Source organism: Ammoniphilus soli (genome assembly GCF_040813775.1).
In genome coordinates this window covers 60378-80150 of record NZ_JBEGDL010000024.1, presented here as the reverse complement: position 1 = coordinate 80150, position 19773 = coordinate 60378, and the positions used below count along the sequence as shown (strand labels likewise).

21 protein-coding genes are annotated in these 19773 nt (G+C 44.5%); all 21 read right to left on the bottom strand.

Annotated elements, in window-relative coordinates; genetic code table 11:
• Window positions 1–159: 159 nt before the first annotated feature.
• The 21 genes from ABLT31_RS28550 to nadB all read right to left on the bottom strand — a co-directional run bounded on the left by ABLT31_RS28550 (window position 160) and on the right by nadB (window position 19635).
• Window positions 160–1431, bottom strand: coding sequence for a TRAP transporter large permease (locus ABLT31_RS28550; protein ID WP_367758142.1), 1272 nt, complete (start codon window positions 1429–1431; stop codon window positions 160–162).
• Window positions 1432–1512: 81 nt separating this feature from the next.
• Complete coding sequence (locus ABLT31_RS28545) at window positions 1513–1908, bottom strand: TRAP transporter small permease (protein WP_367758141.1); 396 nt, start codon at window positions 1906–1908, stop codon at window positions 1513–1515.
• A gap of 74 nt (window positions 1909–1982) precedes the next feature.
• Entirely contained in the window at window positions 1983–3032 is a 1050-nt protein-coding gene (locus ABLT31_RS28540; protein ID WP_367758140.1) for a DctP family TRAP transporter solute-binding subunit, read from the bottom strand.
• Between the two features lie 28 nt (window positions 3033–3060).
• Window positions 3061–4119: a DctP family TRAP transporter solute-binding subunit gene (locus ABLT31_RS28535; protein WP_367758139.1), complete on the bottom strand. Its 1059-nt coding sequence runs from the start codon at window positions 4117–4119 to the stop codon at window positions 3061–3063.
• A 230-nt stretch (window positions 4120–4349) separates the two neighbouring features.
• Complete coding sequence (locus tag ABLT31_RS28530; protein WP_367758138.1) at window positions 4350–5168, bottom strand: transporter substrate-binding domain-containing protein; 819 nt, start codon at window positions 5166–5168, stop codon at window positions 4350–4352.
• 187 nt (window positions 5169–5355) lie between these two features.
• Window positions 5356–6870 (bottom strand): lysine--tRNA ligase, encoded by a 1515-nt coding sequence (gene lysS / locus ABLT31_RS28525; RefSeq protein WP_367758137.1) that lies wholly within the window; start codon window positions 6868–6870, stop codon window positions 5356–5358.
• Window positions 6871–6907: 37 nt separating this feature from the next.
• Window positions 6908–7387 carry a transcription elongation factor GreA gene (gene greA, locus ABLT31_RS28520; protein WP_367758136.1) on the bottom strand — a complete coding sequence of 160 codons (480 nt, stop codon included), beginning with the start codon at window positions 7385–7387 and terminating at the stop codon, window positions 6908–6910.
• A 177-nt stretch (window positions 7388–7564) separates the two neighbouring features.
• Window positions 7565–8572: a tRNA dihydrouridine synthase DusB gene (dusB, locus tag ABLT31_RS28515; protein ID WP_462976544.1), complete on the bottom strand. Its 1008-nt coding sequence runs from the start codon at window positions 8570–8572 to the stop codon at window positions 7565–7567.
• A gap of 21 nt (window positions 8573–8593) precedes the next feature.
• Window positions 8594–8803 (bottom strand): helix-turn-helix domain-containing protein, encoded by a 210-nt coding sequence (locus tag ABLT31_RS28510; RefSeq protein WP_367758134.1) that lies wholly within the window; start codon window positions 8801–8803, stop codon window positions 8594–8596.
• Entirely contained in the window at window positions 8755–9285 is a 531-nt protein-coding gene (folK, locus tag ABLT31_RS28505) for a 2-amino-4-hydroxy-6-hydroxymethyldihydropteridine diphosphokinase (protein WP_367758133.1), read from the bottom strand. Before folK ends, ABLT31_RS28510 begins: the two co-directional genes overlap by 49 nt.
• A 1-nt stretch (window position 9286) precedes the next feature.
• The gene (gene folB, locus ABLT31_RS28500; RefSeq protein WP_367758132.1) at window positions 9287–9646 is read right to left on the bottom strand and encodes a dihydroneopterin aldolase; all 360 of its coding nucleotides are present in this window, start codon (window positions 9644–9646) and stop codon (window positions 9287–9289) included.
• A complete protein-coding gene (gene folP, locus ABLT31_RS28495) occupies window positions 9639–10472 on the bottom strand; it encodes a dihydropteroate synthase (protein ID WP_367758131.1) in 834 nt (277 codons plus the stop codon). The genes folB and folP overlap by 8 nt, the downstream gene beginning before the upstream one ends.
• The gene (locus tag ABLT31_RS28490; protein WP_367758130.1) at window positions 10472–11323 is read right to left on the bottom strand and encodes an aminotransferase class IV; all 852 of its coding nucleotides are present in this window, start codon (window positions 11321–11323) and stop codon (window positions 10472–10474) included. The genes folP and ABLT31_RS28490 overlap by 1 nt, the downstream gene beginning before the upstream one ends.
• Before the next feature lie 3 nt (window positions 11324–11326).
• Entirely contained in the window at window positions 11327–11905 is a 579-nt protein-coding gene (pabA, locus tag ABLT31_RS28485) for an aminodeoxychorismate/anthranilate synthase component II (RefSeq protein WP_367758129.1), read from the bottom strand.
• A gap of 16 nt (window positions 11906–11921) precedes the next feature.
• Window positions 11922–13367: an aminodeoxychorismate synthase, component I gene (gene pabB / locus ABLT31_RS28480; protein ID WP_367758128.1), complete on the bottom strand. Its 1446-nt coding sequence runs from the start codon at window positions 13365–13367 to the stop codon at window positions 11922–11924.
• A 211-nt stretch (window positions 13368–13578) separates the two neighbouring features.
• A complete protein-coding gene (gene cysK, locus ABLT31_RS28475; protein ID WP_367758127.1) occupies window positions 13579–14511 on the bottom strand; it encodes a cysteine synthase A in 933 nt (310 codons plus the stop codon).
• Between the two features lie 79 nt (window positions 14512–14590).
• Complete coding sequence (locus ABLT31_RS28470) at window positions 14591–15478, bottom strand: peptidyl-prolyl cis-trans isomerase (protein ID WP_367758126.1); 888 nt, start codon at window positions 15476–15478, stop codon at window positions 14591–14593.
• Window positions 15479–15490: 12 nt separating this feature from the next.
• The gene (gene hslO / locus ABLT31_RS28465; protein WP_367758125.1) at window positions 15491–16372 is read right to left on the bottom strand and encodes an Hsp33 family molecular chaperone HslO; all 882 of its coding nucleotides are present in this window, start codon (window positions 16370–16372) and stop codon (window positions 15491–15493) included.
• A gap of 9 nt (window positions 16373–16381) precedes the next feature.
• The gene (locus ABLT31_RS28460; RefSeq protein ID WP_367758124.1) at window positions 16382–17155 is read right to left on the bottom strand and encodes a type III pantothenate kinase; all 774 of its coding nucleotides are present in this window, start codon (window positions 17153–17155) and stop codon (window positions 16382–16384) included.
• Window positions 17156–17171: 16 nt separating this feature from the next.
• Window positions 17172–18026, bottom strand: coding sequence for a carboxylating nicotinate-nucleotide diphosphorylase (nadC, locus tag ABLT31_RS28455; RefSeq protein WP_367758123.1), 855 nt, complete (start codon window positions 18024–18026; stop codon window positions 17172–17174).
• Window positions 18016–19635 (bottom strand): L-aspartate oxidase, encoded by a 1620-nt coding sequence (nadB, locus tag ABLT31_RS28450; RefSeq protein ID WP_367758147.1) that lies wholly within the window; start codon window positions 19633–19635, stop codon window positions 18016–18018. The genes nadC and nadB overlap by 11 nt, the downstream gene beginning before the upstream one ends.
• Window positions 19636–19773: the final 138 nt, after the last annotated feature.

Sequence of the window (19773 nt, the reverse complement as noted above, 5' to 3'; positions counted from 1 at the left end):
AATAGTAATTATCTGATACTCTAATTTAGGTGTCCACTTTTTATTCTAGCTCTAAAATGTCCTTTATTCAATAGAAAAGTCTATTTTTCTAGCCCTCTTACCGAGATAGCGGAGCTCTTCTCCTTTTTATCTCTTACTGACCTTCATTGAGCCCCAGTATTATTGCATCATCTGCGGCAGCCATAAAGAAATCTGCGGGAAAAGCACGAGAAATGCTAGAACGATAACAAATAGGATAATGAACGGGATTACACCCTTCACGACATTGCCTAGCTTTTCTTTCGCTATACCAGCCACAACGAACAGGTTCAATCCGACGGGCGGGGTAATCATCGCTAATTCCATGTTCACAGTCATCACAATCGCAAAGTGGATTGGATCAATTCCCAAGTGCTTGATGATCGGAAGGATAATCGGCAACGTGATGAGGATAATCGAGACGGCCTCTAAGAACGTTCCCATGATAAAGAATAAGATATTGATGATGATGAAAAAGATCCACTTATTCATATTGCTCTCAGCGATCCATGCCCCAACATGATGCGGAACCTGAGCATTCGTTAAGTAAAGCCCAAATAAGCTCGCCGCTGCGATAATCAAGAAGATCATCGACGTGATGTTGATGGATTCTACTAAGATCGGACGAACATCTTTCAAGCCCATTTCACGATAAATGACGGTAGAAACGATAATGGCATAAGCCACTGCAATAACTGCAGACTCTGTAGGAGTCGCTACTCCTGTATAAATACTTCCCAGGATGAGAATCGGCAGGAAGGCACCCCATAATGCCTTCACGGAAGCTTTCATTCGTTCTGCGTTAGATGCTTTTTCAGCCTTCCCATATCCATTCTTTTTTGCATAGAAGATTGCCGAAACAACCAATACGCCTCCAAGTAAAACTCCCGGAATCACGCCAGCCATGAATAGCTTGCCGATGGACTCCTCAGCCGTAATCCCATAAATGATCAAAGGAATACTTGGTGGAATAAGAATTCCCAGTGTTCCAGCTGCAGCCACCAGACCCATGGAATACTTCTTATCATAACCTGCACTCACCATCGCGGGTATCATGATGGAACCGATAGCAGCCGCAGTAGCAGGACTAGAACCAGAAATAGCAGCAAAGATCATACATGCTAAAATCGTAACCACAGATAAACCGCCAGGCAAATGCCCTACCCAAGTACGCAATGCTTCGATTAGGTACTTAGAGATCCCGCCTCGCGCTAAAAGAACCCCTGCTAATACAAAGCCCGGGATTGCCATCAGAGGAAAGGAATCCAGAGCCGCAAACATCCTTTGAGGCACCATATTCATGTTGAAGGTTTCCTGCATGAGTACAGCAATCGTCGCAAGCGCCAAGCTGATTGCAATTGGCACACGCAAAAGCATCATCACAACGAAAATACTAAACAAGGTGAGGGTCATGTTTTTCCTCCTTTCCCTGTAGAACAGCAATCAGTTTATCGATGAATCGGAGCAAAAACAGAAACCCGGAAATCGGTAGAATCAAATAAACAATCCACATTGGAATACGACATCCATGGAGACCATGCCAGAAGAAAAACGCTTCGCCACTAACAGATAACCGTAATACGTATAAAAAAGACAGAAAAGAACTCCCATAGCATTAGCGAAAATATCTGTGATCTTCTTCAAAGGCTTAGACATTTTTTCATATAACATGTCTACTTGAATATGATGATTGTTTCTCAAGGCAATCGGAACACCTAGTAATGCTCCCCATACAATCGTATAGTTTGCTACCTCTTCTACCCATGCCTTCGGTTCATTAAATGCATAGCGCATGAGTACCCCGTAAAAAATGAGAGTAATTCCCAACGAAAAAAACGTTCCCGCAGCAATATCTTCAAACAAATTCCAAGCTTTTCTCCAACGCGGCATTTCATTTCCCCTCCCTGCTCTATTTCCTTTTAAAAGAAGGGCACTAGCTTGTAGTGCCCACCCTCTATTTCTCTTTATTTAAGGTTTTTAATTCCATCGATTAACTCAGGCGTGATGGTTGCAGAAAACTCTTCATATACTTTCGCAAAAGCTTTCTCTAGTTCAGCGCGCTGCTCTTCAGTTAGCTCTGTTACTTCCAGCTTGCCAGAAGCCTTTAACTCTTCGTATGCACTTTGGTTTTGTTTTTCAGCCAATTCCAGCTCATAAGCGGTCGCTTCTTTCAACGCTTCTTCTACTTTTGCGCGTACATCTTCAGGCATTCCTTCCCAGAATGGCTTGTTGACGAAGATCGCATAGTCTAGACGGCCATGATTACTGACGGTCATATACTTTTGCACTTCTTGGTACTTTTGCGTATTCATGTTATCAAAGGTGTTTTCTTGTCCATCAACCGTTCCCTGTTGAAGCGCTGCATAGGTTTCCCCGAATGGGATTGTTGCGGAACCTGCACCAACCGCTTTGAATTGAGCTTCCAGCACTTTACCTGCTTGAGAACGGAACTTAAGGCCGTTAAAATCTGCAGGAGCGGCTAAAGGCTTTTTGTTATTAGTGAATTGCTTGAATCCATTTTCCCAGAACACTAGACCCAAAATATCATTAGATACTAAAGCTTCCCCTTCAAGCAAACTCTTAGCGACATCGCTTTCAAAGAACTTAACGGCATGCTCACGATCTTGGAACAAGAAAGGCATGTCTACATATTGCCAGCGAGGATCAAGCTTTACCATTTTCGTTACAGATGGAGCGATCATATGAACGTTTCCAGCTACAAGAGCGTCCAACTCATCCTTATCACCATAAAGCTGAGAAGAAGGATAAACTTCTACTTTTACTTGTCCGCCTGTTTTTTCTGCAACAAGATCAGCAAACTTTTGAGCTGCTTTTCCTTTTACGCTCTCCGGAGCCGTTACGTGAGAAAACTTGATAACGATTTCTTCTTTTGGCGCTTCGGCTGCTGGCTTGCCTTCTTTCGGTTGTTCAGCTGCTGGCTTGTCCCCGCCGCCACATGCTACTAGAGAAACAGCCATGACACTTGCTAAAAATGCAGATGCTAATTTTTTCATTTCAAATTCCCCCTTGTCCATATTTTCTTTATTTATCTTTAGAGGTGTTGTCCTCTTGAAAGATCTCTTTAATGTAGTCCTTAATCAGATCATCACGAATACTTGAGCTGAACCATTCATATGTCGAATAGAAGGCCGAACGCCATTGCGTTTTCTCTTCTTCTGACAGCTCATAGATTTCAAGTCGTTTTCGTTCTTTTAAATCTGTGTAATTTGCTTGATCTATTTCTAATGCCAGATTCCTCTCCCACTCCGTCACATCCGTTAAAACGCTCTCCAGTATTTCTTTCGATTCTGCTGGGATGCCCTCCCAAAACTCCTTTTGGGTTAAAACAAAGTATCCTAGATATCCGTGGTCGCTTTTTGTCATATATCTCTGTGTGACGTAGAGCTTTTTGCTATAGATATTTGAGATCGTATTTTCTTCTCCATCTACATGTCCCTGCTCCAAAGCTTGATACAGTTCACTAAACGGTAAATCAATACTCGTGGCACCAACTGAATCGAACTGTCTGCTTAACACTCGGCTAGGCATAATGCGAAAGCTCAGATCTCTAAAATCTGAAGGTTTTTGTATAGGACGCCGGTTATTCGTAATCTGCTTAAACCCGTTATCCCAAACCGCCAGCATTTTATAGCCTTGCTCTTCTAATAGGCTGTTAATTTCTTTTCCTACCGGGCCATCTGCTAACTTCCAAACATCATCCTGATCATGAAACAGGTAAGGGAGATCAAACAACATTGCTTCCGGTACAACTGAAGTTACTTTGGAAATAGCCGGTGCGATCATCTGGATTTCTCCTTTTTTTAGCGCTTCCAATTCTTCATGATCAGAGTATAACGTAGAGTTTGGAAAAACCTGGACCTCTATTTTCCCTTTGCTCTTAGCCTCAACCCGCTCTTTGAAACGCTTGGCAGCAAGCCCTTTCGGTGTTTCCTCCCCTGTCACGTGTGAAAAGCGGATAATCAGCTTATCATTCGGCCCTACCTGGTCATAATCAATAGCCCTTGGCGCACAGCCTAGAAGTAGCATCACCATTGAGATCCAAACGGCAATCCACGAATAGGCTTTCTTTTGAATCCTCACGGAAAACTTACCTCCAATACCTTAGACCGCTTAAGTAAAAGACTAAGGCTGAAATGTCCCGGCTGTTTGTTAACCGTTTTCATTTCTGATTTTATTTTATTTTCTCAGCCCTATTTAAACAATCTTCTGGCCATATTGTTTTTTTTGATCTTTTTGGTCTACAAGTGTTAGTTTAAGTATCTTGCCGTACAAAAAAACCACTTTACTTTAGCAAAGTGGTTTTGATCATGCTATTTCGAGATATCCATCCCAAACCATTTTACGCTAATCTTCGCAAAAGTCCCATCAGCCATCATCTCGTCCAGGACCTTGTTGATTCCCTGGAGCAAATCTGTTTCATCCTTCTTTACCGCAATCCCAATCTCATCCCTATATAGAGGCTCAGCTAACGGCTTGATTGGAGCGGCCTTTTCTTTTATCGCAATGTATCCCATCATGCGATCCATGATCACGGCATCCAGCTTACCCTCTGATAGATCCTTTAATAGCAAAGGATAATCGGGATAGCCAGCTGCCTTTTTGCTATACTTTGCGGATAGGGTGTAATAAGCTGTTCCATCGATGGCTCCCACTTTTTTATCTTTTAGATCATCCACCGTCATGATCCCTTCATGATCCGCTTTGATAAATATTTGAGCTCCTGAGTAATAATAAGGCTTTGTAAAAGAAACGGCTTCCATTCTTTGAGGGGTAATGGACAAGCTTCCGATAACCGCATCATACTGATCTCCTTTTTCCAGGCCGTCTAGCAAAGTATCTTTAGCAACTTTGACAGGATTCGGCTCCATCCCTAACCGCTTTGCCACTTCTTCTCCAATTTCCACATCGAATCCAACAAGCTTCCCATCCTGCTCATAATGAAATGGTTTAAACTGTCCTGTCATCGCAAAGGTGAGGCTTTCTTTTTCCTGCTGCTGGCCTGTCGGGGAAAGGATTTCCCTTTGGTTCTCCGATGGCGGCGGTGTCGTGCTTGCGTCTTTTGAAGTACATCCAACCCCAATAACCATTGCGCTAATCCATAACAAGAGAGGTTTCAACCATTTTTTCATAACTTTTGTACCCCCATAAAGTTCGCTCTTTCTTTATATGTAGTGACAAGCCGGAGGTTTTAGTACAAGAAAACTTGGTCGCGTTAGGTTTTCCTCGTGCTTTCCAAATAATATGACGAATTTATAATTCTGACAGTGCAAAAAAATAAGATGTGGTCCGTTTCCAGATCCACACCTTATACATCTCTTATTGTTCTTCCGCAGCTTGTTCGCCTTGCTGATGATGGCGCATGAGCGGGAATAGTAGAACATCACGAATCGATGGGGAATCGGTCAACAGCATGACAAGACGGTCAATTCCAATTCCTAACCCGCCTGTTGGAGGCATACCATACTCCAAAGACTCAATAAAGTCCTCATCCATCATGTGCGCTTCATCATTTCCTGCTTCGCGCTCCGTCAGCTGGGCTTCAAAGCGTTCACGCTGATCAATCGGATCATTCAGCTCGGTAAAAGCATTCGCATGCTCACGAGCTACGATAAACAATTCAAAGCGATCGGTAAATCGAGGATCATCATCGTTCTTCTTAGCAAGCGGAGAAACGTCTACCGGATGTCCAAAAATGAAAGTCGGTTGGATCAGCGTTTCTTCAACCTTTTGCTCGAAGAATTCGTTGACGATATGACCATACTTCATATTCGGCTTCACATGAACACCATGCTGTTCAGCCAGCGCTCTAGCTTCCTCATCGCTCATTTGAGGCCAGAAGTCCACTCCTGTAACTTCCTTGACCGCATCGACAATATGTACCCTTTTCCAAGCAGGAGTTAAATCTATAGCTTGTCCTTGATATGTAATCTTGGTAGTTCCAAGTACTTCTTGGGCAATATGGGCTGTCATTTCCTCGGTAAGCTTCATGATGTCTTCAAAATCCGCATAAGCTTCGTAAAGCTCAATGGATGTAAATTCCGGATTATGGCGAGTTGAGATTCCTTCATTTCGGAAGATCCTGCCGATCTCATATACCTTCTCTAACCCGCCCACGATCAAGCGCTTGAGATGAAGCTCTGTTGCAATCCTCATATATAGTTTCATGTCTAGCGCATTATGATGCGTAATGAATGGACGTGCCGCCGCGCCACCAGGAATCGAATGCATCGTTGGGGTTTCAACTTCTAGATAACCTCTTGTGTCAAGGTATCTTCTCATCGATTGCAAGATTTTGCTTCGGGTAATAAAGGTATTCAACGATTCCGGACTCATGATCAGGTCCAAGTATCTCTTGCGGTATCTCGTTTCGATATCACGCAGACCGTGGAATTTCTCAGGAAGCGGACGAAGAGATTTCGTCAAGAGGGTGAATTCCTTCGCCTTTACCGTCGTTTCCCCTTTATTGGTTTTAAAGATCGTTCCTCTTAGGCCGATAATATCCCCAATGCTGCACATATCAAAAATCTTGTAAGACTCTTCCCCTACTTGGTCCTCTCGGACATAAATCTGAATTCTTCCCGTGCGATCTTGGATGTGGGAGAAGCTTGCCTTTCCTTGTCCCCTTTTGGCCATGATTCTTCCAGCGATCGTTACTTCAATTTCTTTTTGCTCTAATTCTTCTTTGCTCAGGTCCCCGAATTCCTTGAGAATCTCTTCTGCGGAATGGGTACGGATGAATTTCTTCCCGAATGGATCAATTCCCATCTCGCGAAGCTGATTCAATTTATCACGGCGAACCTGAAGCAGTTCATTTAATTCTTCTTGGGACACAGCAATTCAACTCCCTTAACATCCCTTACTCTTGTAATCACTTTAATTTAATATCTAGAATCTCATACTGGATAACGCCCGCAGGCACCTGCACATCAACAACAGCCCCCTTCGACTTCCCTAAGAGAGCCTGGCCTACAGGAGATTCATTGGAAATCTTATTGTTGGCAGGATCTGATTCGGCTGACCCTACGATCGTGTAATCGACTACGTCACCATATTCCAGATCCTTGAGTTTAACAGTCGTACCGACATTCACTACCCCTTGATCCAGGTCCTCCTGGCTGATCACGCGGGCATTGCGAAGCATCTTCTCTAGGGTAATAATGCGTCCTTCGATAAACGCCTGTTCATTTTTCGCTTCTTCATACTCGGAGTTCTCGCTCAGATCCCCAAAGCTTATGGCTTCCTTAATTCTTTCCGCAACTTCACGGCGCTTCACCGATTTCAGATGCTCTAGCTCTTCCTCCAAGTTTTTTAATCCTTCCGGCGTAAGAAAAACCTCTTTTTCAGACATGATTTATTCCCCCCGATGCTATTTTTACTTGAACCAAAATATGGTCAATTATATGCTTAAACGAATCAAATATGCTCCAAAGGCCCGGCGGACCCAGGGTGGAAAACCTTTACAATCCCACTAAGCCTTATATATCATAGGTATTATATGGGAATCGAGTTCCCTTGTCAAATCTTCTTAGTGAGTGACCTGTTCTTTTTCTCTTTCATCTTGGACTTGTTGAACATAGTCTAGAAGCAGCTTGCCTAAGCCTTCCCTTGTTTCCTGCTCATTAATTTTCTGGCGCACTAAAGCTGAGTTCTTCAATCCTTTGAGATACCATGCTGCGTGCTTGCGCATCTCTTGGATAGCAATCTTCTCACCCTTTAAGTCGATTAAGCGATCCGCATGCAATAAACAGATCTCAATCTTTTCCTTAGCACTTGGCTCAGGCAACAGCTCTCCGGTCTGTAAATAATGGACGGTGCGATACAGCATCCAAGGGTTTCCTAATGCCCCGCGTCCGATCATCACGCCATCACAGCCGGTTAGGTCCAGCATCCGCTTGGCATCTTCTGGCGTTACCACATCTCCATTGCCAATAACTGGGATCTTTACATTTTTCTTTACATCACCAATGATATCCCAGTTAGCTTTCCCTTCATACATTTGCACGCGAGTCCGCCCATGGACAGCAACGGCCTGGCCTCCTGCTCTTTCTACCGCTTGGGCATTTTGAACAGCGTAAATATGATCATCGTCCCATCCGATCCGCATTTTTACGGTAACGGGTTTATCTACCGCTTCGACGACAGCTGATACCATCTCTTCAATCTTATTGGGATCAAGCAGCCACTTAGCTCCTGCATCGCAGCTGACAACTTTGGGTACGGGACATCCCATATTAATATCAATGATATCAGCATTTGTATGTTTATCCACATATTTAGCTGCAGCGACTAAGCTTTCTTTTTCTCCCCCGAAGATTTGCAGGCTCAATGGCTTCTCCTGATCATCAACATAAAGCATTTTCATGGTTTTCTCATTTCCATGTACAACGGCTTTATCACTGACCATTTCCGCACAAACCAACCCTGTGCCAAACTCCTTGGCGATTAGTCGAAAAGCAGGATTACACACGCCAGCCATGGGAGCTAACACAACATTATTTTTCATTTCGATATTTCCGATTTTAAGCTTGTTCATTACCATATACCTCGCGATAATCTATTTTTCCACGGCCAGCAGCTCGTTAAGCTCAATGTCCAAAAGTTCACTGATGCTCCTGAGCATCATCTCCGATGGCTCTTTAATACCCCGTTCTATCGAACCTAATAATGCGATTGAAACACCCATTTTATCGGCAAATTCTTGTTGCGTATATCCTTTTAGTTTTCGGAAAGCTCGGATTCTGTTTCCCAATCGATGGACTTCCATTTTCTCACACCACTCTTATCCTTAACCTTCTCTAATAAATCAATCGGTGTTATTATCTGATTTCCAATAGGGATAGGAAAGTGGGTGGCAATCTCAGCTAGGGGAATAAGTACAAAAGCACGTTCTGGCATTCCTGGATGAGGAACTTCCAAATCCGGCTCAGCTATTTGAAGCTGCCCATAAGCCAGTATGTCAATATCAATAGTACGCGGCCCCCAGCGAATCTCCCGCTTTCTCCCTAGTGCTTTTTCCATTTCCATAACAGCCAGTAACAATTCATGGGGGGATAAGCCTGTTCTCCCCCCTACGACCATATTCAAAAATGCAGGCTGATCGGTGTATCCTACTGGATCGGTTTCATAGATGCTGGAGTACTCGCTGATCTGAATGGCCGGGTGATCGTTTAAGGCCATAATAGCTTTCGATAAATACTGGAGCCGATCACCCAAATTTGAACCTAAGGATAAATAAAAAGAAACCATATTAACGTCCTCGCTTAATTTCTACAGCCACCGAGTCATAATGCCCTGGGATGGGAGGATCCGGTTTAGTTACACGAACCATCAATTCATCCAATAGCTGAAATTTTTGCAACGCTCTCTCCGCTATTTGCTGGGCAACCTTTTCGACCAGTTGGAAGGTTTCATTCTCTACAACCATTTTGCATAGTTCATAGACTTGGGCATAATTAATGGTGAATTGCAGATCATCCGTTTCAGCTGCTTTGCTTAAATCCAAATACAACTCAACGTCGACGAGATAGCGTTGACCCAACTTGTTTTCTTCCGGGTAAACTCCATGGTATCCGTAAAACTCCATCCCGTTGAAATAGATCTTATCCATTATTCGCCCCCTCCCTCTGGATCATTTTATCCATCATTTGACATGCGCGAACCGTTTCTTTCACATCATGCACCCGGACCACATGGCATCCTTTCTGGACACCGTAACAAACCGTGGCTAAGGATCCTTCCAGTCGTTCTTCTAAAGGGAGATCGAGCGCCGTTCCAATCATGGACTTTCTGGATGTTCCTAATAAAACGGGATACCCTAAAGCCACAAACCGCTCTAAGTTAGCCATCACTTGCAGATTATCCTCATAGGTTTTTGCAAAGCCGATCCCTGGATCAATCCATATAGCTTCATCCTGGACTCCAGCAGATCGAACAATCTCGATACTTTCCATAATATCGGCAATCATGTCGTTGATCAGATGGCTATAATTTTTATTGTTTCTATTATGCATAAGAATTATTGGCACTTGATGCCTTGCTGCTACTTCAGCCATACGCGGGTCGGCCTTGGCTCCCCATATATCATTGATAATATCCGCTCCGGCAAGGACGGCTCGGTCAGCCACTTCCGCTTTGTATGTATCCACTGAGATCGGAATGTCTATTTCTTTTTTAATCATCTCAATTATCGGAACGACCCTTTCGATCTCTTCTTCTGCGGAAACGGGGATAAACCCTGGGCGTGTAGATTCTCCTCCAATATCTAGGATGTCTGCTCCATCTTGAACCAGCTTCCTGGCATGTGCCATCGCCTGTTCTGGCGTAATATAGCTCCCTCCATCAGAAAAGGAGTCCGGTGTCACATTCAGAATTCCCATAACGAGGGTTTTCTCCCTAAGATGAGGGATTCGAGATTGGAATGCTGTTGTCAACATTATGTTTCATCTCCTAACTTATGTACCGATAACTGGTATTGCTCCAGAAGGACCGAAGTGACTGGACCCTTAACCTTAGGAACTGGCTCATGGTTAAGTTCTTCTACCGGAATGATTTCCTGGACAGAATTGCTTACAAAAATCTCCTCTGCCTCTTGCAGCTCACTTAGTGTGTAGAATCCTTCTTTGTAAGGAATCCCTTTTTCGAGACAAAGACGAAGAATAAAATTCCTTGTCACCCCTGACAGCAGCCCTGTATCCTCGTGTGGAGTATATAAGATATCATCCTTAACAAAGAAAATATTGCTTACTGTTCCCTCGACGATATGCCCTTTCTCATTGAAAAAAAGCCCCTCCGAGGATCCTAGTCCTCGACCAGCGAGTTCTTTCTTGGCCAACATGTTATTGGCAAATGATAGGGATTTCGCACGTCTGAATCCTTCAGGAGTAGAACGCCTCAGGTTTAAACTGACCAACTTTTTGGTTTCCGGCTGGACCCCCAACGGCTTCGCCATGATTAGCCAAGTTGGCTCCTGATGTTCTTCTCCATGCAAGCCCAACCCTTCTGGCCCGCCGCTCAGTGTTATCCGAATATAGGCGTCTTGAAGCCCATTGGCCTCCATTGTTTGGTATATATCATTCTGCAACTGTGGCAGAGATTTATTCATTTGGATTTGAAATTCATGGGCTGCACTCTTTAAACGATGGTAATGCTCTTCCCATAAAAACAGCCTCCCCTTATAGGAGCGCAGCGTTTCAAACAAGCCAAAGCCATAAAGAAAACCGTGATCAAAAACAGATATCACGGCTTCCTTTTCTGTTAGAATTGATCCATTCAAAAATACTTGCATCTATTAGATCCCTACTTGTTTTAACTGAATGAAGTTCTTTAATAATTCTTTACCATAATCAGTGATTATAGACTCTGGATGGAACTGAACTCCTTCAACGAGTAATGTCTTATGTCGCAGCCCCATTATTTCTCCTTCTTCTGTCCATGCTGATATTTCTAGGCAGTCAGGCAGGGATGATCTCTCTACGATTAGAGAATGATAACGGGTCGCGGTATACGGTGATGGTATTCCAGAAAAAATCGTTTTTCCATCATGAAATACGGGTGACGTCTTTCCATGCATTAAACGCTCGGAACGAATCACCTTCCCCCCAAAGGCTTGGGCGATCGATTGATGGCCTAAACAGACTCCTAAGATCGGAATTACACCGGAAAACTTTTCGATTACTTGTAAGCTGATTCCTGCCTCGTTAGGTGAACATGGCCCGGGCGATATTACGATATGATCTGGACTTAACTCCTCAATCTCTTCTAAAGTGATTTTGTCGTTGCGGTACACCTTCAGTTCCTCGCCCAATTCACCTAGAAACTGAACTAGATTGTAGGTGAACGAATCATAATTATCGATCATTAGAATCATACTTAACCTCTCCTCTCTAAACTCGGCTCAACTTTTTCTTTTCTTTACTTAATTGTACAGCTTTCAATAAGGCTTCTGCCTTCTTTAATGATTCATAATACTCCGCTTCGGGCTTGGAGTCAATAACAATTCCAGCTCCTGCCTGAACATGTCCCCTGTCATTTTTCGCTACAAGCGTGCGAATGACAATGTTCAGCTCCAGATCCCCGTTAAAACCTATCCATCCTATCGACCCCGTATAAAGTCCCCGCTTGACAGGTTCCAGCTCCTCGATGATTTCCATTGTTCGAATCTTGGGCGCCCCTGTTATCGTCCCTCCGGGGAAACAGGCCCGAATGGCATCATAACCGCTTCTGCCTTCCTCCAATTCCCCTTCCACATGGGAAACGATATGCATCACGTGGGAATATTCTTCAATTACCATCAAATCTGTCACATGAACCGTACCAAATTTGCAAACACGCCCAAGATCATTCCGTTCCAAATCAACGAGCATAATATGCTCGGCCCGCTCTTTCTCGTTCCCAATCAACTCATTTGCTAATCGAAGATCTTCCTCCCGATCCTTTCCCCTTGGTCTAGTTCCGGCAATCGGTCTAGTGCTTAGTTTAAAGCCTTGCAGCTTAATAAGAAGCTCTGGCGAACCGGATACTACCTGAAAATCAGGATAATGAAGATACCCCATGTAAGGGGAGGGGTTAACCCTCCTTAACGTCTTATAGATCTCCCACGGCGTGGCAGAAAGAGAAAAATCCTGCCTCACTGAAAGGTTAACCTGAAAGACATCCCCCGAGCGAATGTATTCTTGTACCTTTAAAACGGCCTGTTCAAACTGCTCCTTTGAAAAGGAAGGAGAGATTTCCAATTCCTGAACGGAAAGATCGGTGTGAACCGGCTCAGCCCCCAGCTTTCCAACGAGGGAGTCCATCTTCTCCATCATGGATCGTATGCGCTCCATTCCCTGCTCATAATCATCCGCATCATCCGCCATCACATTGGTGATGAGGTAGCATGCTTTCTCATTATGAGCTATTGCCACGACATCCCGATACACGGTAAACAGCAGATCGGGCAGCTGTAAATCATCATGCGCATGATCCGGCATATCCTCTAGATGCTGCACAAGATCATAAGAAAGGAGGCCTAGCGCTCCACCTAACCAATCCGGTCCGTGCTCCACTCGCGGTGCTTTCCACTTATTCATTAAGGCTTTCAAGGCGAGGAGCGGATCGTTCCCCTTCTCTCCATGCCTCGATCGAATCTTATCCAGTGGAGAAAACGCCACGTAAGAGTATTTGCCTGCACGCCCGCTCTCTAACAGCCCGCCCTGCTCCGGATCAGGACAAAAAGCCTCATAAATGTCTGCAAGGTCAGCTATATTGTCCCACTTGGCGATCAATGGAACCACATTATAGCCTTGTTGGATTAACTCTTTGTATTCCTTTTTTATCATCCCGATCATGAAGTCACTCCTATATCCAAGTAGATAGAATTATTTTAGCATAATAAGGGGTGAATTATGAAATCAAAGAGGAAGGGAGGCGCTCGATCTGAAAATAACCAGAGAAAGTCCGGTTATTTCTCTAAGGTCCAGGAGAGCGCCACCCAATCACAATAAAAAAAGAGCCCCCCACCAAGCTCTTCACAAAGCTTCGGGGCAGCTCTTTCACTGACTACTCTTCGAATTGGTACAATGGTGTGCTGAGGTATCTTTCTCCGTTGCTTGGAATGACAGCTACAACCTTTTTACCCTTGCCAAGCTTTTCAGCTACTTTCAAGGCAGCAAAGATAGCTGCTCCAGAAGAAATTCCTCCAAGGATACCTTCTTCTTTCGCTACGCGGCGGGAGACTTCAAAAGCCTCTTCGTTCTCAACAGTGATGATTTGATCATAGATTTCGGTATTCAAGATGCTTGGAACGAAGCCGGCACCAATTCCTTGAATTTTGTGCGGGCCAGGCTTTCCGCCAGAAAGCACTGGAGAAGCAGAAGGTTCAACCGCTACGATTTGCACGTTCGGATACTTTTCCTTCAAGACTTGGCCTACTCCTGTAATGGTACCGCCTGTTCCAATACCAGATACGAACGCATCGATCCCGCCTAGCTCTTCTGCTTGAGCCAAAAGCTCTTGACCTGTAGTTTCACGGTGAATTTTTGGATTCGCAGGGTTTTCAAACTGCTGAGGCATAAAGTAATCGGCGTTTTCGTTAGCTAGCTCAGTTGCTTTACGAATAGCTCCGCCCATTCCTTCTGGTCCTGGAGTTAAGATTAATTCCGCTCCATATGCACGCAACAAGTTACGGCGCTCTAAGCTCATGGTTTCAGGCATAACTAGGATTGCTTTGTACCCTTTTGCTGCAGCTACCATAGCTAGCCCAATTCCAGTGTTCCCACTAGTAGGCTCAATGATGGTATTTCCAGGCTTTAATTTGCCATCCTTCTCAGCTGCTTCGATCATAGCTAGTGCAATACGATCTTTTACACTGCTACCTGGGTTAAAGAATTCTAACTTTAGATAAATATCAGCATGATCCGGATTGCTCACGCGGTTTAGTTTCACAAGAGGGGTGTTGCCAATCAATTCAACAATAGAATTTGCCACTTTCATCCGTGATTCCTCCAATACCGAGTAATATAGTAGGTTTTATAGAAATTATAATGCCGCTTCCCTTTTTTGTCAATTGATTTTAGTTCTTTAGGAGGATTTGGACGTTCATGCCTTTTCTGAGACGTTCCAATACCGTTTCTAAAGATCCAGCCTGGTTCAACGCCAATTCTCGCTTGATTTCATCCTTCACATCATCAAATGTGCGGGTGACCGCTTCTTTTTTCTTATGGAGCTTGATTACGGCAAATCCTTTTTCTAGAGCGATAGGCCTACTAACCTGATTCTCTTGAAGGATTACGGCTACGTCCACAATTTCTTGCTCGACATCTCCCCCCAACAGAGAAATCCAGCCTAAATCTCCACCGCTTGCTGAAGAATAGATCTCTCTTGATCTTTCTTTAGCAAGGGTTTGAAAATCAGCCCCTTTATTCAATTCAGAGATCACTTGTTCCGCTTCTGCTTGGTCATCGACATAGATAGCAGAAACCCTAGCTAAAGGCGGCTGGTTATACTTAGCCCGATTTTCTTCGTAATGGTGAAATAATTCTTGATCACTAATTTCAATATCGGCCGTAGCCAGCTTCTCCAGAAGCAAGTAATGCCGCAGCTCGTTCTTGAGTTCTTCTGGAGAGAGCCCCATATCCTGGCGGATTGCCCCAAAAAAGTCTTCGGAACTCACATATCGATCCTCTAGTTTCTGAAGTTCTGCCTCAAGCTCTTGCTCCGTAACCACGACCCCATTTTGCTGAGCCTGAAGCAAAACCACTTGACGGTCAATCATGTTTTCCAAGACCATCTTTCCATAATGACGTTTCAGTTCATTAGTCCAATCGCTTTCGGTAATCGTTTCGTTCCCTACATCAGCGATCTTTCTCGCTCCCATTAACGTATTATAGTTCCACCCCAATACACCAAGCAAAAGAAGCAGACAACCTATGATTCCCCAAAGAACTCTTATATTCCTCATCAGGTTACCCCTCTATCGTTTTGCCATTTTCATCAGTCTCTCTAAGTCTGGCTTATCGACTTGATATACCTCATTGCAGAAGTGACATGTCAACTCCGCTTCACCCTGTTCATCAATGATGCTCTGGAGCTCCTCCTCTCCAAGGCTGATTAATGCGTTCTCCATTCTTTCAATCGAGCAGTGGCAGGAAAAAACGATGTCTAGATGATCCAAAATCTCTACGTCGTCTTTTCCTAATACAGCATAAAGAATTTCTTCCGGACTTAACCCCTCATCAACCATGGCGGATACAGGAGGGATTTGTGCTAGCCTTTTTTCCAATTGCGTGATTTCTTCTTCCTTTAATCCCGGCAATAACTGAATAATAAATCCGCCTGCTGCCTTAATAGAGTTATCAGGGTTGACCAACACACCTACACTAACCGCTGAAGGGGTTTGCTCTGATTTAGAAAAATAATAGGTGAAATCCTCCCCTAACTCACCAGAGATCAGCTCAACACTTCCATGATAAGGATCCTTTAAGCCCAAATCCTTTGTCACAATCAGTTGACCATCTGTTCCTACAGCCTTTGCCACATCGAGTTTACCTACGGCATTGAGCGGGAAATGGATGTGCGGATTCGTTACATATCCCCGCACTTCTCCCTTGGCATTGGCATCCACGACAATTTGTCCGATAGGTCCGCCGCCTTTAATAATGACGGTTAAACGTTCATTTCCTTTCAGCATAGCTCCCATGATCGCTCCTGCCGAAAGCGATCGGCCTAACGCAGCACTGGCCACGGGCCAGGTATCTAGTCTTTTTCTACTTTCCTCAACAACTTCCGTTGACTTAATGGCAAAAGCCCTGACCTTACCGTTACGGGAAATTGCCCGAACCAAGTAATCCTTCAAGAGGCTCTCCTACCTTTCCTTTTTGTTTCGTTCATACACGAGCATAAGTCCCTTTAGAGTAAGGAATGGATCCACAATATCTATGGAATCCGTCTCTTGCTGAAGCAATTCAGCCATACCGCCTGTAGCAACAACCTTGGGGTTTACCTTCGCTTCCGCCTTCATTCTGCGAACAATCTCGTTTACTTGTCCTACAAATCCATAGTAAATTCCTGCTTGCATGGACACAATCGTATTTCGTCCCAACACGCTATTGGGTCGTGCAATCTCGATTCGTGGAAGCTTGGAAGCCCGATCAAACAAAGCTTCCGTTGAAATCTTTATTCCCGGGGCAATCGCTCCTCCTGCCCATTGTCCATTGGGATCAATATAGCAAAACGTGGTTGCAGTGCCAAAATCAACGACAATTAAAGGATGTCCGTAATAATGCATAGCGGATACAGCATTGATAACCCGGTCTGCTCCCACCTCGCGTGGGTTTTCTGCTTTAATATTCATTCCCGTTTTAACCCCTGGTCCAATCACGAGAGGCTTATGATGAAAATATTTTATGCACATGCTCTCTATGGTGTACATCAATGGAGGAACGACGGAAGACATAATGATCCCTTCAATTTGCTGTACGTCCAGCCCAACGTCTTTAAATAAGCTTTTAATCAGGATCCCATACTCATCAATGGTCTTGGACCTTACTGTCGAAATCTTCCAGTGATGCTTTAGCTCTTCTCCCCTAAATATCCCTAAGGCGATATTGGTATTCCCCACATCAATGACAAGAAGCATAGAATTCCCCCGGTCTTTATCTTTTTCTCTGATTCAAATCCAAGCTAATATCCAGTGCTTTTACCGAATGGGTTAAGGCTCCCACTGAAATGACGTCAACCCCCGTTTGGGCTATGCTTGCAATGGTCTCCAACGAAACGCCTCCGGAAGCCTCTACAACGGCCTTTCCGGCAATCCGCTCGACAGCCTTCTTCATTTCCTCAATCGGCATATTATCCAGCATGATAATATCTGCCTTTGCCTCAAGCGCTTCCTCAACCTGGCTTAGGGACTCGACCTCGACCTCAACCTTCATGGTATGAGGAATATACCTTCTTGATGCTTCAACAGCCTGTTTAATGCCTCCAGATGCCTTGATATGATTATCTTTGATCATCACAGCATCAAACAAACCATAGCGATGATTATGCCCCCCACCCATACGAACAGCATATTTCTCTAGCATCCTTAGCCCCGGAGTCGTTTTTCTTGTATCCACTACACGTACGTCGGCGCTTCCTTCACGGGCTTTGCTGACATAACGCTGGGTCATGGTGGCGATGCCTGACAGGCGCTGCATCAGATTAAGGGCCAGCCGTTCGCCGGTTAAGATGGATGCTGCTCTTCCTTCTACCTCAGCTAAAACATCCCCTTTTTGAATCGCCTGTCCATCTTCCATCAAAGACCGGAAGCTAAGGCTCGGATCTACCGCTTCAAAAACAAGCCTGGCAACTTCGCCCCCAGCTACAACACCGGTATCCTTAGCATAAATAATCCCCTTCGCCTGTTCATCCTTTGGAACGGTAGCTTGTACAGAAATATCCCCAAACCCGATATCCTCTTCAAGCCACTCCTGAATTTGTTTTTTCAGTTTTTCCTGATTAATCATCATATGTACCTCTCTCCTCCATGACGCCATCTGTAATGGATTGAATAATATGCTTCCGCCATATCACATCATCCCGATTCGGGAAATCCTCCCGGTAGTGTCCCCCACGGCTTTCTTCCCGCAGTAAGGCTGCCTTTGCAGTAAGCAGGGCACAGGTTAAAAGGTTTAAGTACTCGTATTCTGCAAGATGAGTCGGTTGGCTATTATACTGCTTCATCTGTCTTTCCATTTCCTTTAACGCTTTTGACAGGTTTTTCTCATCTCTCTTCAATCCGACTTGGCGCACCATCATTTTTTGCAGCTTAAGTCGCTTCTCCAAGATATGCTCATCCGGCTGGCCTTCTCTCATAATCGAATAAGATAAGTGTGAGGTATCCACGTTTAATGGCTCAAGCTCTTTCACACGCTGGGCAATACGGCTGCCGAAAACTATGGCCTCAGACAGTGAATTGCTGGCTAACCGATTCGCTCCATGAACCCCTGTACAGGACACTTCCCCACATGCAAATAAGCGGGGAACTGATGTCTCCCCCCATAGACCGGTCTTTACGCCCCCCATCATATAATGGGCAGCTGGGGCCACAGGAATCCAGTCTGTCACCATATTTAGACCATATTCCAGACAAACCTCATAAATCGTTGGAAAGCGATGCTTAATTAATTCTTCCGATTCATGGGTAATATCTAAGTACACAAAGGTGGACTCTGTTTTCTCAATCTCCGATACAATAGCTCTTGCTACAACATCTCGAGGAGCCAATTCAAGCTGCGGATGGTAGTTTTCCATAAAGCGTTCCCCATTCACATTCCGCAGGACAGCTCCCTCTCCACGCACCGCTTCGGATATTAAGAAGCGAGGTGCACCGGGGTAACAAAGTGAGGTCGGATGGAATTGAATAAACTCAACATCCTTTATTTGTGCCCCCGCACGGTAAGACATAGCAATGCCGTCCCCTGTTGCGACAGGAGGGTTGGTTGTATATCGATACAGCTGCCCAGCTCCTCCTGTTGCCAGGATGGTTGCATTCGACTGGATAAACGATTGCTCGCCATGGGAATTCTCAACAATAACACCCACACACTGATCTTCAACGGTAACCAAATCAATAGCAAAATGGTGCTCGAGAATGTCAATTCGTCGGTTTTCCCTCACCCTTTCAGATAACGCACGAACAATCTCAGCTCCTGTGGAATCGCCTCGAGCATGTAATATTCTTCTGCGACTATGAGCCCCTTCTTGGGTTAAAGCAAGCTTGCCTCCCTCTTTATCAAACTGAGTGCCGTAACGAATCAGCTCGTAGACGCCTTCAGGGCCCTCGTTAACTAAGATATTGACGGCTTCATGGGAACATAACCCTGCTCCAGCAATCAGCGTATCCTGGCGATGCAGGGCGGTAGAATCCTTCTTCGTAATTACCGCTGCTATACCACCCTGAGCATAATTGGTGTTACTCTCCGTTAATCCTTCCTTACAGATCATCGTCACCTCATGATGCTCTGCAATTTGCAGTGCCGTATATAACCCAGCAATCCCCGATCCTATAATACATACTTCGGTCTTGATGGTATTCATATTTCTTATATCAAAGTCGATCAGATAACGTGGAACCATGATCATGTTTCCTTTCCCCATGGAATAAAAAAAGTTTTATTGAAGCTATTCAGTGTAGCCAGACCACCTTTAGAGGAAACTTTTTATGCTTCTAGGAAAGTTAGTTCACTATAAACCAGTGAACTAAACTTTCCTATC

Coding starts and splice junctions, on each gene's coding strand:
- pabB (WP_367758128.1), bottom strand. CDS start 13,367: ATGATCGGGATGATAAAAAAGGAATACAAAGAGTTAATCCAACAAGGC.
- ABLT31_RS28460 (WP_367758124.1), bottom strand. CDS start 17,155: ATGCTTCTTGTCATTGATGTGGGGAATACCAATATCGCCTTAGGGATA.
- folK (WP_367758133.1), bottom strand. CDS start 9,285: ATGGTTTCTTTTTATTTATCCTTAGGTTCAAATTTGGGTGATCGGCTC.
- ABLT31_RS28530 (WP_367758138.1), bottom strand. CDS start 5,168: ATGAAAAAATGGTTGAAACCTCTCTTGTTATGGATTAGCGCAATGGTT.
- ABLT31_RS28470 (WP_367758126.1), bottom strand. CDS start 15,478: ATGAGGAATATAAGAGTTCTTTGGGGAATCATAGGTTGTCTGCTTCTT.
- nadC (WP_367758123.1), bottom strand. CDS start 18,026: ATGATGATTAATCAGGAAAAACTGAAAAAACAAATTCAGGAGTGGCTT.
- greA (WP_367758136.1), bottom strand. CDS start 7,387: ATGTCTGAAAAAGAGGTTTTTCTTACGCCGGAAGGATTAAAAAACTTG.
- ABLT31_RS28510 (WP_367758134.1), bottom strand. CDS start 8,803: ATGGAAGTCCATCGATTGGGAAACAGAATCCGAGCTTTCCGAAAACTA.
- ABLT31_RS28550 (WP_367758142.1), bottom strand. CDS start 1,431: ATGACCCTCACCTTGTTTAGTATTTTCGTTGTGATGATGCTTTTGCGT.
- ABLT31_RS28545 (WP_367758141.1), bottom strand. CDS start 1,908: ATGCCGCGTTGGAGAAAAGCTTGGAATTTGTTTGAAGATATTGCTGCG.
- ABLT31_RS28490 (WP_367758130.1), bottom strand. CDS start 11,323: ATGCAAGTATTTTTGAATGGATCAATTCTAACAGAAAAGGAAGCCGTG.
- dusB (WP_462976544.1), bottom strand. CDS start 8,572: ATGAACAAGCTTAAAATCGGAAATATCGAAATGAAAAATAATGTTGTG.
- ABLT31_RS28540 (WP_367758140.1), bottom strand. CDS start 3,032: ATGAAAAAATTAGCATCTGCATTTTTAGCAAGTGTCATGGCTGTTTCT.
- folB (WP_367758132.1), bottom strand. CDS start 9,646: ATGGATAAGATCTATTTCAACGGGATGGAGTTTTACGGATACCATGGA.
- cysK (WP_367758127.1), bottom strand. CDS start 14,511: ATGAAAGTGGCAAATTCTATTGTTGAATTGATTGGCAACACCCCTCTT.
- folP (WP_367758131.1), bottom strand. CDS start 10,472: ATGTTGACAACAGCATTCCAATCTCGAATCCCTCATCTTAGGGAGAAA.
- nadB (WP_367758147.1), bottom strand. CDS start 19,635: ATGGTTCCACGTTATCTGATCGACTTTGATATAAGAAATATGAATACC.
- pabA (WP_367758129.1), bottom strand. CDS start 11,905: ATGATTCTAATGATCGATAATTATGATTCGTTCACCTACAATCTAGTT.